Source organism: Guptibacillus algicola, assembly GCF_020171805.1.
GTDB lineage: Bacteria > Bacillota > Bacilli > Bacillales > Guptibacillaceae > Guptibacillus > Guptibacillus algicola.
In genome coordinates, this window is record NZ_JAIVAF010000001.1 from 421,562 (window position 1) to 435,386 (window position 13,825).

General features: G+C 39.0%; 18 protein-coding genes. 4 read left to right on the forward strand and 14 right to left on the reverse strand.

From position 1 onward, the window contains the following. Positions 1-50 precede the first annotated feature (50 nt). Positions 51-1,169: a GPR endopeptidase gene (gpr, locus tag LCM09_RS02320; protein WP_224878503.1), complete on the reverse strand. Its 1,119-nt coding sequence runs from the start codon at positions 1,167-1,169 to the stop codon at positions 51-53. Between the two features lie 156 nt (positions 1,170-1,325). On the opposite strand from gpr, the gene rpsT reads away from it, so the two are divergent. Next, on the forward strand, positions 1,326-1,592 hold the full coding sequence (gene rpsT / locus LCM09_RS02325; protein WP_224878504.1) for a 30S ribosomal protein S20: 267 nt from the start codon (positions 1,326-1,328) through the stop codon (positions 1,590-1,592). A gap of 48 nt (positions 1,593-1,640) precedes the next feature. On the opposite strand, the gene holA is transcribed toward rpsT, so the two are convergent. After that, a complete protein-coding gene (gene holA, locus LCM09_RS02330; protein WP_224878505.1) occupies positions 1,641-2,663 on the reverse strand; it encodes a DNA polymerase III subunit delta in 1,023 nt (340 codons plus the stop codon). Between the two features lie 405 nt (positions 2,664-3,068). On the opposite strand from holA, the gene LCM09_RS02335 reads away from it, so the two are divergent. Further along, entirely contained in the window at positions 3,069-3,200 is a 132-nt protein-coding gene (locus LCM09_RS02335) for a YqzM family protein (protein ID WP_224878506.1), read from the forward strand. Positions 3,201-3,221: 21 nt separating this feature from the next. Here the strand turns inward: LCM09_RS02335 and LCM09_RS02340 are convergent, their stop codons facing one another. The 3 genes from LCM09_RS02340 to LCM09_RS02350 all read right to left on the reverse strand — a co-directional run bounded on the left by LCM09_RS02340 (position 3,222) and on the right by LCM09_RS02350 (position 6,735). Next, positions 3,222-5,414 carry a DNA internalization-related competence protein ComEC/Rec2 gene (locus tag LCM09_RS02340; protein WP_224880048.1) on the reverse strand — a complete coding sequence of 731 codons (2,193 nt, stop codon included), beginning with the start codon at positions 5,412-5,414 and terminating at the stop codon, positions 3,222-3,224. Positions 5,415-5,488: 74 nt separating this feature from the next. Then, positions 5,489-6,055 (reverse strand): ComE operon protein 2, encoded by a 567-nt coding sequence (locus tag LCM09_RS02345; RefSeq protein WP_224878507.1) that lies wholly within the window; start codon positions 6,053-6,055, stop codon positions 5,489-5,491. Between the two features lie 68 nt (positions 6,056-6,123). Further along, the gene (locus LCM09_RS02350; protein WP_224878508.1) at positions 6,124-6,735 is read right to left on the reverse strand and encodes a helix-hairpin-helix domain-containing protein; all 612 of its coding nucleotides are present in this window, start codon (positions 6,733-6,735) and stop codon (positions 6,124-6,126) included. Positions 6,736-6,834: 99 nt separating this feature from the next. Here LCM09_RS02350 and comER point away from each other — a divergent pair, with 99 nt between their 5' ends. Continuing rightward, on the forward strand, positions 6,835-7,671 hold the full coding sequence (comER, locus tag LCM09_RS02355) for a late competence protein ComER (RefSeq protein WP_224878509.1): 837 nt from the start codon (positions 6,835-6,837) through the stop codon (positions 7,669-7,671). A gap of 84 nt (positions 7,672-7,755) precedes the next feature. On the opposite strand, the gene LCM09_RS02360 is transcribed toward comER, so the two are convergent. From LCM09_RS02360 to LCM09_RS02395, 8 genes are read right to left on the reverse strand one after another with little or no spacing between them, the layout of a single operon-like run. Continuing rightward, positions 7,756-8,490: a class I SAM-dependent DNA methyltransferase gene (locus tag LCM09_RS02360; RefSeq protein ID WP_224878510.1), complete on the reverse strand. Its 735-nt coding sequence runs from the start codon at positions 8,488-8,490 to the stop codon at positions 7,756-7,758. 1 nt (position 8,491) lies between these two features. Then, positions 8,492-8,845 (reverse strand): ribosome silencing factor, encoded by a 354-nt coding sequence (gene rsfS / locus LCM09_RS02365; protein ID WP_224878511.1) that lies wholly within the window; start codon positions 8,843-8,845, stop codon positions 8,492-8,494. A 23-nt stretch (positions 8,846-8,868) separates the two neighbouring features. After that, positions 8,869-9,426: a bis(5'-nucleosyl)-tetraphosphatase (symmetrical) YqeK gene (gene yqeK / locus LCM09_RS02370; RefSeq protein ID WP_224880050.1), complete on the reverse strand. Its 558-nt coding sequence runs from the start codon at positions 9,424-9,426 to the stop codon at positions 8,869-8,871. Beyond that, a complete protein-coding gene (locus LCM09_RS02375; RefSeq protein ID WP_224878512.1) occupies positions 9,419-9,985 on the reverse strand; it encodes a nicotinate-nucleotide adenylyltransferase in 567 nt (188 codons plus the stop codon). The genes yqeK and LCM09_RS02375 overlap by 8 nt, the downstream gene beginning before the upstream one ends. A 14-nt stretch (positions 9,986-9,999) precedes the next feature. After that, positions 10,000-10,290 carry a ribosome assembly RNA-binding protein YhbY gene (yhbY, locus tag LCM09_RS02380; RefSeq protein WP_224878513.1) on the reverse strand — a complete coding sequence of 97 codons (291 nt, stop codon included), beginning with the start codon at positions 10,288-10,290 and terminating at the stop codon, positions 10,000-10,002. Continuing rightward, positions 10,290-11,129, reverse strand: coding sequence for a shikimate dehydrogenase (aroE, locus tag LCM09_RS02385; RefSeq protein ID WP_224878514.1), 840 nt, complete (start codon positions 11,127-11,129; stop codon positions 10,290-10,292). The genes yhbY and aroE overlap by 1 nt, the downstream gene beginning before the upstream one ends. Before the next feature lie 10 nt (positions 11,130-11,139). Continuing rightward, positions 11,140-12,249, reverse strand: a complete 1,110-nt coding sequence (gene yqeH, locus LCM09_RS02390; protein ID WP_224878515.1) for a ribosome biogenesis GTPase YqeH — start codon at positions 12,247-12,249, stop codon at positions 11,140-11,142. Between the two features lie 2 nt (positions 12,250-12,251). Next, positions 12,252-12,767: a YqeG family HAD IIIA-type phosphatase gene (locus tag LCM09_RS02395; RefSeq protein WP_224878516.1), complete on the reverse strand. Its 516-nt coding sequence runs from the start codon at positions 12,765-12,767 to the stop codon at positions 12,252-12,254. A 352-nt stretch (positions 12,768-13,119) separates the two neighbouring features. On the opposite strand from LCM09_RS02395, the gene LCM09_RS02400 reads away from it, so the two are divergent. Continuing rightward, positions 13,120-13,263 carry a sporulation histidine kinase inhibitor Sda gene (locus LCM09_RS02400; RefSeq protein WP_224878517.1) on the forward strand — a complete coding sequence of 48 codons (144 nt, stop codon included), beginning with the start codon at positions 13,120-13,122 and terminating at the stop codon, positions 13,261-13,263. Positions 13,264-13,302: 39 nt separating this feature from the next. Here LCM09_RS02400 and LCM09_RS02405 read toward each other — a convergent pair whose 3' ends face one another. After that, positions 13,303-13,758, reverse strand: a complete 456-nt coding sequence (locus LCM09_RS02405) for a hypothetical protein (RefSeq protein ID WP_224878518.1) — start codon at positions 13,756-13,758, stop codon at positions 13,303-13,305. Positions 13,759-13,825 lie beyond the last annotated feature (67 nt).

Below are 13,825 nucleotides of genomic sequence, written 5' to 3' on the forward strand. Positions count from 1 at the left end.
TTAAAGCTTGTCCTATTCCCTATTCGTATGCACATCGTTATTTAATATGCTTAATGTGTATACATCCCACTATTATTTTGATCAACTTCGCTATGCAGCGCACTATTTAATCCGCCCGAAATAACATTTGCCATATCTTCAATAAAGACATCTACTTCTTTAGGAGTGACCATGAGATTGTGACCCATTGGGGCTAGTACTTCTTTAATTAAATTTCGTTTCTCAACGTCTTCTAACGTACCAACCATGCCTAAGAACGTTTGTCGCTTTTCAGCATCAGGTAGGTCCTCTTCTGTATACGTCTTTTTCTCTCCGAACGTCATACCTGCCGGTGCTAGTGATTTAGAGGGTTTATCTTTTTCTTTAAGCTCTCGTCCGAAGTGTTTTAAAATATAGTCGATCGTATCACTCGTAATCGAAACCGCATCGACAACTGTAGGGATGCCGATAGCGATCACCGGAATACCTAGTGTGTTAAAACTCAGTTCTTTTCGTTTGTTTCCAACCCCGGAGCCGGGATGGATGCCCGTATCAGAAATTTGTATTGTAGTATTTACTCGCTCGATCGAACGAGATGCTAGCGCATCAACCGCGATGACAAAATCAGGCTTAGTTTTTTCAATAACACCGTGAATGATATCACTCGTTTCGATACCCGTTATTCCCATTACTCCTGGAGTAATAGCGCTCACTGGTCGAAAACCTTCTGATACGGATTCTGGTTGTAATTCAAACAAATGCTTTGTGACTAATAAATTAGATACAACGTTAGGGCCAAGCGCGTCTGGTGTCACTTGCCTATTTCCTAATCCAACGATTAAACAACTCGCATCTTTCTTCACACCTTGTTGATCGATAAACGCTGCAAACTCTTTCGCAAAGACCTTTTGCACCGTTTCTTGAAGCGCGGAATCTTTTCTTCTAATTCCCTGCACTTCAAATGTAATATAATGTCCTGGCTTTTTTCCGATTTCTTTCTCGCCTTCTTCAGTAACCTCTACTGTTGTTATTTTCACACCTTCTTCATTTCTTTCCTTTACAATTACACCCTTTAGCTCATTTGGTTTTTCAGATTCCATCTGTTTTGCTTTTTTCTCTTTCACCATTTCCTGAGCTTCAACCGCTAAATCTGTTCTCACCTGGTACATATCTAAATCAAGCTGATCCATGAGCTCACCTCTAATTCTATCTTTTAAATGTTAGCCTTTCCTTTGTAATAGCTTTTCATTCTCTATTGCATTTAAGCGATCTATTTGATAGAATGTTTCTTGTTCTATGCACGGATATGACATGGAATTGTTAAGCCTTGCAAGGAGGTGAAAGGTATGCCAAATATTAAATCTGCGGTTAAACGCGTTAAGACTTCATCAGATCGTCGCGCTCATAACATTGCGATCAAATCTGCAATGCGTTCTGCTATCAAAGACTTTGAAAACAAAGCTGAAGCAAAAGACGTAGAAGCTGCTCAAACAGCTCTAAGTGAAGCTTCTAAGCGCATTGATAAAGCTGCTGATAAAGGAATCATCCATAAGAATTCAGTAGCACGTAAAAAGTCTCGTCTTGCTAAAATGTATAACGAGATTTCCGCTTAATTTCTTAAAATGTTAAAAGCTGTTGGGGAAAATTCCCCAACAGCTTTTTTAAGTGCTTTTTATTTTTGTTAGCAACAATTCTAAAAGTAATTTCTTCTCCATTTGCCCGGTTTTCATTTCGTAATCTGTTTCGGCAATCTGATCCAAAATATACAGTAGTTGATCTTCATTAAAGGCCTTACTCTGTTGATGAGCAATCTTAACTGCGTACGGATGCAACTTAAGCTGTGAAGCCATTTGCTTTTGCCCGTATCCTCTTTTAGCAAGTTCACTCACCTGATAAATAATACGAAATTGTCGTCCGATGAGGGATAAAATTTTGATCGGCTCTTCATTAATTTTCAACAGATCATACAAGATTCGAAAGGCTGTGTTCAAATCTTTTCTTACGATCCGATCAATGAGTGCAAAAATATCATTCTCGAGCGTTCTAGCCACAAGCAAATCCACAACTTCTTCGTTAACGGTTCCGCCCTCTCCCACATAAAGAGCCATCTTATCGATTTCTTGTTTTAATAGCATGAGATGACTACCGATCAACTGTACTAATCGCTCTTCCCCTGCTTTATCTAACGTTACATGAAGTTCCCTCGCTCGCTGTTGCAGCCAATCACCAAGGTGACGATCTTCTAGCGCCTCCGCTTTAACAAAGGCTCCCGCTTTTTTTAGTGATTTCACTAATTTTTTTCGCTCATCTAACTTTTCATATGGAGCTTCAATAATGAGAATAGTAAACGGAGAAGGGTTACCTGCATAATTCACTAACGAATCGAGATTATGCTCTACTTTACTCTTATCTTTGACAGCAGTGAGGAAAGATGGGTTCTTTAACACCACTACTCTTTTCTCGCCTAGAAACGGCATCGTTTCCGCCTCTTCGATTGCTTCTTGAACAGGCGTTTCGTTCAAATCATATGTAGCTAGTCCAAATTCTCTTTCTTCCTTAGGCAGTCCCTTATCGATGATTAGTTTTACAAGGTCATTTATTAAAAACGCTTCCGTACCCGTTAGTAAATAGACAGGATCTAAATTACCTTGCTTTATTTTCTTTTTAATTTCCGAAACGGACATAATCTGCACACCTCAATTTTCGTTTGTCCATTTCTATCCTAATCGGTGACTACGTCATTGGCAAGCATAAAAGGGAAGCCGGCTACAGTCACCAGCCTCCCATTTATAGTAAACGCTGGTGAGAGGGGCCTAGGACTCCCGCCCACCAACGATATTCTGTTGTAGTAGATAGGATATCCTATGCGGAGATAAACTATAGGTGACAACTCTTTACAGGAAAGGGAGCGAATTCATTCTTAACCCAATATTCTTCAAAATGACACATATCATATATCCCTATAAAGACATCTTAAATAAAACATGTTACAATATTGATTGAAATGCACCTGTAAAAACACCTTCATACATAACGACTACGAAGGTAGTTGATTGATTATACTAACAGGGAAGCAGGAGGGAAGGCTAATGAACGAGTTTGAAAAAGATGTTCAGCATAAGTCCAATGACGCGGTCGAATCTGCAGTTGGATTTGTTGTACCATTTCTATTCTTTTCCATCATTTTCTTCACGGCTGTCGCTATTAAAGCAATCAGCTAAATAGACTGCCTTCAAGGCAGTCTATTTTTCATTTCGATGAACGTTCCACTCACCTCCCCACTGATCATGATAAGTGTATGTGATCGATCCATTCTCATCAGTTCTCATAACGATTGCCCCTGATTCTTTCAAGCGCTCTACTACCCCCAGATCTGGATGACCATACCGATTGTTTTTCCCAGCCGATATGATTGCTATGTCTGGGTCGACAGCTTTTATTAATTCATCTGAGGTCGATGTGTCACTTCCATGATGCCCAACTTTAAGAACGTCAGCTTTTAGTTCAAGTTTAAGTAACTCCTTTTCTCCCCCTCCTTCCAAATCACCCATGAATAGCCACCTATGTTCCCCAAGGTTTGCAAAAAGCACAATACTCCCATCGTTTTCTTCCTTTGTATCCATGACCTGGAGTATGGAAAATAAAGCTTCTCCAGAACGCCATGAAATACCCGGTTTGGCTTTTACAATATTTCCTCCCTTCTCTTTCGCGAAGAAAATGACTTCTTTTTCAGTGGATGTTTGTTCATCACTTCTGTCTACAATAACGTTTTTAACTGGCACTTCACTTAAAATTCCCTTTGCGCCTCCCACATGATCAAAGTCGCCATGAGTTAACAAAAGAATATCTATCGAACGGATTCCATTCGATTTTAAGTATGGGACAACGAAGTCTGCACCTATGTCAAAAGGATCTTTCTTTTCCTCCCAGTCTTCGACTTCTCCAAAAACCGGGACTCCACCTGTATCGATAACAATAACTTGCCTCTGGAAAGGTAACGTGATAACGATGCAATCTCCTTGTCCGACATCTAAGAACGTTACCTTTCCATATGGATTTACATTAGGCAGCATATATAAAACGAACATAACCAAAACCCATAAGGTCATTCCATTTACGAATTTATTTTTCTCCCATAGTAATAGCACTGTATACGAAGTACCAAACAGTAAAAGCAGTACAATCGTTGACGGACTACCGAAAACCAATGTGAAGTGAAAATGGTTCAACCACACTAACAGCGTATGGATGAAGTCGACAACAAATGAAAGTATAGCTGTACAAACGTAAAAAAGAGATGTTAAATGAAGAAAGCGGAGAATAGCTAATATGAAGATAGCGGGAAGGATAAAGGCAGAGATGACTGGTACATATAAAATATTCAAAGGTAAACTAAGCGGAGATATTTCATAAAAGTGGTACAACACGAGAGGAAGTGAAATGACCTGGGCGATCATCGATACGCTGAACAATTGTGAGAAGGGTGTAGTAAATCGTTTAAGAAGATGACTCGAAGAAATAATTAGAGCGAATGAAATAAGAAATGAGAGTTGAAATCCAATATGATAAACAACAAATGGATTGTGGACTACTATAAGAAAACACGCAACAGAAATACCATCAAGAGGATTCGGCATTATTCGCAGCCTTAGAAGAGCAAAAATAATCATCATCATAAACGTGGCTCTCACCACTGAAGGTGCAGCTCCTGCAAAAACCATATAAAAGGGGCAACCGATAAATAGTAACTCATAAGAGCGTTGTCTGGTTACTCCTAGTCGAATAAGAATCCAGAAAGATATTCCACAGATGACACCAACGTGCAAACCTGACACAGCTAGTACATGACTTAACCCTAGCTCTCTATAGGCGGTTCCAACTTCTGAATCCATTAGGTTTCTTTCGCCAATTAACAGTGAGGCCGCAATACCTTTTAACTCATCAGGGTAGTGGTCTCTTATGTCAAAAAAGACTTTCTGTCTAATTTGCTTTATCCCGAAGCTAGTAGGAGGCTTACATTGAGGTGGTTTATTAAGATGATAAACCCAAAAAATACGCTTATGTTTAAGATAGCGTTGATAATTGAACTGTGATGAAGTACCTGATTCTGTTGGAGCTTCTAATGCTCCAGATAGAACACATATCGAACCCACCGAAAGGGTTTTCAAGGTTTCTTTTTCATTTTCAGAGGAGATTTGATAATTCACAATGACGTCTTCGTTAGCGGTATGATATTCAAAAGTCATTTTAGAACCATCAATGACTGGAATCGTATGGATTTCTCCATTTAATACTTTTTCTTCACCTGAAAAGTCTGATTGGTATTGGCTTTCAATGATACCTGTATAGAAGTAGAAACAACAAAACGTGATTAGCATATAAAGAGTTAAGCGAGGAGCTTTCCTCGCACACCATAAAATAAGAATAATTAACATTAACAATGAATAAATCGATTCTCTATTCGTTATACCGATTAGTGCAGATGCCGATAGGAGCCAAAGTTTCCCTCTCACATCTTACTATAGAGGCTTGAGGCTTTTTCATATAATGGTCTTACCTCATCTGAAGATACCCCTGCATCAGCTAATTTTGAAAGCAATTCAGCAGTTAGATCAAGTTTTTCTTGACTATTGTGATCAAGAATCATTTCTTCTAATTCCACTTGACGAACTTGTACATCTGCATCTTCAAATAATTCTATTGCATATGGATGGTTTTTATAATCCGTTGCGTAAATAACAGATTTTATTCCAGCTTGGATAATTGCCTTGCAGCAATTGATGCAAGGGAAGTGGGTAACATAAATCTCTGCTCCTGTTGTTGGAACACCGAATTTTGCACATTGAATAATTGCATTCATTTCTGCGTGAATCGTTCTTACACAATGATTATCTATGACATAACAGCCCTCATCGATACAATGAACTCCTCCTGATACAGATCCATTGTAACCTCCTGCGATCATCCGCTTATCCCTAACGATGGTAGCACCCACAGTTAATCGAGTACACGTACTACGCAGTGCGAGCAAATGACTTTGGGCCATGAAATACTGGTCCCACGAAATTCGGTTCATGTTATACCCCCTATGTTCTATACTCTATTGTTAAGTTTGAGTGATTTCCTCTCTGCCGTCAATCCACCTTATTGCACTGTTATTAAATCCTTTAATTTCTCAAAAGTCTTTTCTCCTATACCACTAATTTCTTTTAAGTCATCTATAGTACTGAAACCGCCTTGTTCTTCTCGGTAAGCAATAATCGCTTCAGCTTTTGCAGGACCTATTCCAGGTAGCTCTTGTAACTCGGAAAGCGTTGCTTTGTTAATAGAAATTAAACCGCTATTTGCTTCAACAGAAGAAAGCTCAGAACCACCCGCTCCTTCCCCTATTACAGGAACATAAATCATCATTTCGTCTACAACTTTACCTGCCAAATTCAGCTGAGTCTGATCTGCTTCTTCCAAAAAACCTCCTGCTCGAGTGATGATATCTTTTACCCTAGCATCGCTTTTCAGCTCATAGACCCCAGGTTTAACGACCGCACCTTTCACATCGACCATTATGTATTCAGGTTCCTTTTCCCTTACCTCTTCATTACCGTTCTCTTCTTCCTCAACTACTGCTTCTTCGATTAAGAAGTCATTCTCTACTTTTTCAGAAGATAGATAGATCACACAAAGACAAACAGCTATTGTTAACAACGATACTCCAGCAATTGCTTTCTCACGAGAAGAGAGGCTTTTCAACAACTCCAACTTTTTTCATTCCTTTCGAAAAAATGATCAAGAAACATAAAATGTGCTATACCGTCATATCTATTTAGGAGAAATGCGTGTGGAAGGAGGGGAAGCTAATTGAAAATCGGGGTGATTGGCACCGGAAATATGGGCACGATCCTAATATCTTCCTTTATTGACTCATGCGCAGTAAAGCCTTCACAGCTTATTATCAATAACCGCACAAGTAAAAAAGCGCATACTTTAAAGAAGCAGTATAAAGGAATTCACGTAGCTCAAAATGCAGAAGAAATCATTCGAAATTCGGAAATCATCTTTATTTGTGTAAAGCCTCATGAATATTTCCCTTTGCTGAAAAGCATCCGTAATGAGTTGAAAGATGATCAACTTGTCGTATCCATTACGAGCCCTATCCAGGTCAGGGAGCTCGAAACATTTGTATCATGTGATGTGGCAAGAGCAATCCCAAGTATCACAAATCGAGCTCTGAGTGGGGCTTCACTTGTAACGTTTAGCAATCGGTGCTCAGAAGTTAACAAGGAAAAGTTACTGTATCTCATGTCACAAATCTCCACCCCTATCGAAACGGAAGAGGAAGTGACAAGAGTTTCTTCAGATCTTGCAAGCTGTGGTCCAGCCTTCTTAAGTTACTTGATCAAGAAGTTTATTGACGGTGCAGTTGATGAAACAGATATTTCTAGGGAACAGGCTACGATTCTAGCTACAGAAATGCTAATTGGGATGGGCAAACTGTTAGAAAAAGATTATTTCTCGCTGGAAACTCTTCAGAAGAAAGTTACTGTTAAAGGAGGGGTAACCGGAGAAGGATTGAAGGTTCTTGAACACGAAACAGGAGACATGTTTAATCAAGTGATTCAAAGTACGCACAGAAAGTTCGATGAAGATAGAAAAGGAATTAAAACGCAGTTTAAAGAAGAAACGAGACAAAATTAGGTGATCACGACAGTAACAGTGTATATTCTCCTTTCATTGGCTAACTCCTCTTATTGAACAAAAAAAGGTTGATTTCGATCGAAATCAACCTTCTTTGCATGCTCTAAAAAATATTCTCTCGGAGTTATCGGTAGGAGAAAGGTCAGAAAAATCAGCGGTAACACTGAGATTACTGAATCCTGCTTCACGTAACCATTCAGTGTATTCTTCAACTAAAAACGTTCTTTGTAGATGCATTTCATCAAATCGCTCATACAATCCTTCCTCGTTCTCAAGGAAAAAGCTTAAATCATGTTCAACAGAGCCTTTTTCCTCTCCTTCGAAGCTATTCCAAATATATGAGATTTCCTCATCATTACTTGCAAATGTATGACCTACGAAAAGGTTGGTGATTTTGTGCATGGAATGTACATCAAATAGCAAAACCCCACCAGGGTTTAGATGGTCATATATTCTAGCAAATGTGGATTTTACACCGTGTTCATCCGTAATATAGTTTAACGAATCACAAAAAATTGTAACCACATCATAGCGTTCAGCTGTCTCTAGGTCACGCATATCTTGTTGAATGAACCGAACGTTCAAGCTATGTCTGATTGCTTTGTCATGTGCAACAGAAAGCATTTGCTCTGAAAGGTCTACAGCTGTTACGTCAAACCCCTTATCAGCGAGCCTTACCGAACACTCACCCGTGCCACACCCTAAATCTAATACTTTGCCAGACCCGCGCTCATTTAAAACTAATTCCGTCCACTTATCATAAGGTGCCTCATCCATGAGTCGATCATAGACATATGAAAACTGTTCATAAGAATCCATATTACGCTAGTATTTCATTTAAAGGAAGATGTGGAGCATCTCCCCATAGCTTTTCTAGATTGTAATAATTTCGCTCGTCTTTATGGAAGATATGGACAATAACGGATCCTAAATCGACAAGCACCCAACGTGCTTGATCGTATCCTTCAAGTCTTTTCACATCCATCCCCTGCTCTAAAGCTTGGTTTTTGACTTCTGTTGCAATCGCTTGAACTTGTTTCTCAGAATTACCGTGACAGATTAAGAAATAATCTGCGATTAAAGAAACACCATTCATGTTTAGCGCGATAATATCTTCTGCTCGTTTATCATCAGCTGCTTTTGCAGCCAACGTAATCATGTTCGTTTCTTCCATTTGTTTCTCCCTTCTCTCTTCAGCTAAGCTTTTACAAGATTATTGTACGTATCAAGCGTTGCTGGATAAACAGGTTGATTTTTCTTCATCAGAAAGTTCACCGTGTTTTTTAGTGACTGAACGATGGCTTTATCAAGATCTTCACGTGATAGTTCTCTAACTTCTTCCACACCCGGAAATTTTCTTCCTGGTTCAATATAGTCAGCTAGAAATACACACTTCTCAATAATAGTCATGTTAGGGCGGCCGGATGTGTGATAATGAATAGCATTAAGGATATCTTCATCGTTGATACCTATTTCTCTTTTCACAAGAATTGCACCTACAGGAGCATGAAGTAGCTCTGTAGAATAATCTAGCAAGTCGTTAGACAACCCATGTTCCTTAACAATCTGCCTCATTTCATCTTTTGGACGAAACTTGGCATAGTCATGAAAGATAGCTGCTATTTCTGTCTTCTTCACATCTGCGCCATACATCTTTGCAAGTTCGATTGCTGTATCTGTAACCCCTATCGTATGTTCATACCGATGATCTGTTAGGTGTGGTTTTACAAGCTGTAATGCCTCGTCTCTATTCATCATACAATCCCTTCCTCACAATATAATTTCGGACAGAATCAGTTAGCAAGTACCGTCCACTCCTACCAAACTTTATTGCGTCCCTAATTATACTGGAGGATACGTCAATCTGAGGGACATCCACTAACGTTACACTTTTAGTTTCTTCCCCCGGTTCATATCCAGGACGATTGACACCTATGAAAGAGATCATGCGAGAAAGTTCTTCGATTCGGTGCCAATTCGGTAAGTCCTCTATCATATCTCCCCCGACGATGAAATGAAAATCAATGTCGGGATAGCTCTTCTTCAATATTTCAATTGTATCAACCGTGTATGAACGCCCATTTCTTTCAAACTCAACCAACGAGATTTTAAATGAAGGGTTTCCTTCTATTGCCCGCTGCACCATTTCAGCTCTATGATGATTATCGCTCACCTTGCCATTTTTATGAGGGGGAAGGTGAGTAGGCATGAACCACACTTCATCCAACTGACATTCTTCAAGAACTCCCTGAGCGAGTGTTAAATGTCCGATATGCGGTGGGTCAAACGTTCCTCCTAAGAGACCAACTCTCATCTTATTAGCTACCATTATGGAAGAATAATTTCTTTGTTCTCTTTTGATTCTTTATAAAGGACGATTGTGTTTCCGATAATCTGTACGAGCTCAGCGTCAGCTTCACTTGATAGTTCTTGTCCTACCGTATTGCGATCCTCATCACAGTTCTGTAGGATGCTTACCTTTATTAGTTCCCTAGCTTCTAATGCTTCCTCAATTTGTTGCACCATATTTTCATTCACACCACTTTTACCAACTTGAAAAATTGGATTAAGATGATGAGCTTTTGAACGTAAAAATCTTTTTTGTTTACCTGTTAACATTATTTTCCTCCTAACTTATTTAACACCGTTTCTGTCATCCTAGATCGATCAGGTTTGATGCCTAACCATTTTTCAAATGCTAGTGCACCTTGCTCAACGAACATCGAGAGACCATTCGCCGTGATAGCGCCCTTCTCTCTTCCTTCTGTAAGCCAGAGCGTTTCGAGTGGATTATAAATTAAATCACTCATCACAACACCCTCTTTTACATCTTGAACAGGTATAGGCACATTGTTTATGTCTGGGCTCATGCCGATTGAAGTAGTATTGATGATAATATCGTAAGCTTCTAGTGACAAGTTCGCTAATTCAAGAGAAATTGCGTCAACCTCTGCATAAGGACGACAAACGTCACTTAGCTTTTCTGCTTTTTCTACGGTTCTGTTCGCAATGGTCATTGAACTTACTCCAGATCTAGAAATTGAGACCGCAACAGCCCTTGCTGCCCCTCCTGCTCCAATAACCAATACGTTTTTATTTACAAGACTATCTTCACCGGTTAGCTTCAGCAATGATTGTAGGTAGCCTTGTCCATCTGTGTTTGCGCCAATCAAAAGGTTTTCTTTACGATAAACGGTATTTACCGCGCCTATTTCCATCGCTTCTTGTTCAACTTCGTCTAACATAGGTATGATCGACACTTTGTGAGGAATCGTAACGTTAAACCCTTCTACTCCTAGTAACCTCATTGCTTTAATACCTTCTTCAAGCTCATCTTCCTTCAACTCAAATGGTTGATAGTGATGGGGTAATCCAAGCTCTCGAAACTCAGTATTATGCATGAGAGGAGACATCGAGTGGCCAAGAGGATGACCTACTAGTCCAAATAGTTTCCCCATAGCAATCCTCCTATATTAGTGAATTTCGAATAGAAATGCCTACACCTTCAGGAGCATAAGCTTTTACAGTTGATCCTTTACCAGAAACCGTTACCCACCCGAGTCCTGAAAATACAATATCCATCTTATCTTCCTTAATTTTAAATTCATGCCCAACTAATTGAGGAAGTTCTAATTTCGTTTTTTCTCCGGGCGGGTATAAGATTTCTCCGAGATGATCACGATAAAGGTCGTCTGCTTTCTCTGTTTTTGTTCGGTGGATATACAAATCGTTTGAAACATGACAAATAAACGACTGACGTCCGCCTTCAACAAAATCCAGTCGGGACAGTCCCCCAAAGAATAACGTTTGACCTTCATTTAATTGGAATACCTTTGGCTTAATTTCTTTTTTAGGGCTGATGAGCTTTAGTTCTTCAGCATCAACATAATGAGCCATCTGGTGGTGGTTAATAATCCCAGGAGTATCATATAACGTATTCCCATCATCTAGAGGAATATCGATAAGGTCGAGTGTTGTACCTGGGAATTGACTCGTTGTGATCATTTGCTCAGCATCTCCGCCAAATTCCTGAATTAGTTTATTAACGAACGTAGATTTACCTACGTTTGTACAACCAATAATATAAACATCTCTTCCTTGTCGTAACTGATCGATTTCAGTTGCGACTTCCATTACACCGTCTCCTTTTGACGCACTCATCAATTTCACATCAGCAGGTTTTAGGCCATTTTCTCTAGCACTTCCTTGCATCCATTTGATCAACTTCGTTTTGTTTGTAGACTTTGGTAATAAATCTACCTTGTTTCCAACAAGCAATACAGGATTGTTACCCGCGAATCGCTGAATACCTGGCAACCAACTACCGTTAAAATCGAAAATATCGACAATCTTAACAATTAGTGCATCAGTTTGACTGATTTCGTTCAATATCTTCAAGAAATCATCGTCGGTCAGTGATACATCCTGTAATTCATTATAGTGCTTTAATCGAAAACAGCGTTGACAAATCACAACGTCGCGTTTTAAAGCTGATGGAGGAGCATATCCCAATTCGTTTTTATCTTCCGTTTGTATGTTCACGCCGCAACCGGCACAAATAATTCTATCTTTTTCCAACCCTATTCCTCCCACTTTATCTTCCCTTTACGTTTCATCCAAGAAAGGAAGGCACTTTCCATTTTTCTGTTAAACCTCGTGAAAACACCATCAGTATTAGCTACTGGAACAACAAGTATAGTATGAAGTCCCATTCTATTACCACCAAGTACATCGGTAAATATTTGATCACCAATAACCACAGCATCATCAGCTTGGATCTTCATATCTTTCAAAGCCTTACGGAACGCTTTCGTCATTGGCTTTTTTGCTTCATAGATAAACGGGATTTCCGTAGGAGAAGCAAACTTCTCTACTCGAGTTTTATTGTTATTTGAAACAATCGTCACCATGATACCCTGATCACTCATCTGCCTAAACCACTTTAATAGTTCAGGTGTAGCATCAGGCCTGTCCCATTCGACAAGCGTGTTATCCAAATCTGTAATGATACCTTTGACCCCTCGTTCTTTAAGAACTTCAGGTTTAATATGGTATATATTTTCTACATGTTCATTAGGTAACAAAGAATTTAACAATTGCAACACTCCTAGTATTTATGACATTCCTATTGTATCAATATTTTAAAGACGTACAACTACCTTATTTCTATACAAGCTGTACTAAATAGTAATTGAGAACTAAAACTTTTCGACAAAATTTGTTAATCCGTTAAGCTGTGGATAACCTTATGCACATAATACGCCATAAGTTTATTGAATATTTGAAGTATATAAACAATATACCCACACTTTATCCACTATTAACTGTGGATAACGGAACGGTTGTTCTGATTCTGCATACGTGGTAAGCTAACTGCAAATAAAAGATCCACATACACTATATGCGGAATGACCGGTTAAAATAACCTACTTATTAGGAGGTGCTTCATTGGAGAAATTATCAGACGATCTATTGATCGAGTCCTATGTAAAAGCGAGAGAGCTTAAACTTAGCAGTGACTTTATTAAATTAATCCAAAAAGAGATCGAACGAAGAAGCTTAAATGAAAAGGTATCTCTCATAAGAATGTAATGTACCAGCCTTATTATGTGAGGTTGGTTTTTTGTTTGATCACTTACTAAAGAAACTTCCCCACTCCGATTCCCACATCTCACTATTCATCTCATCGTTTTTCTTCATTTGTTTTGCTTTGCGATAATGATTTGGAGCTGTTAGTAGTGCGACATTCATTCCTTGGTCTTCAAACCAACCATCGTATTTAGAAAGCACATCACCTATTGTTCTCCTATCATAAGCATAAGGCTTAAGAGCTACCACGACTTGTTCATTATGCGACAAAACAATGACGTCCTTTACAGTTGTTTCATTCTTTAGTTGAGACTTGATCGATGCTAATGTATTCGATAAATGTGTATCCTCCCATATTGCTGCTCCAATCGGCTCCATTTCAACTACTCGATAATATTCTCTAGAACCATAAGGGGAGAGGTCCTTGCTTTCGTATATCGTTTCGCAACCTGCTACGCCAATTATTATAAGGATAAGAATAAATATGGATTTTATCATTAGATGACTCCTTTCGCAAATAGAATTGGCGTTGTTTGGAAAACTTATACGGTAAAGTTAGTTTTCG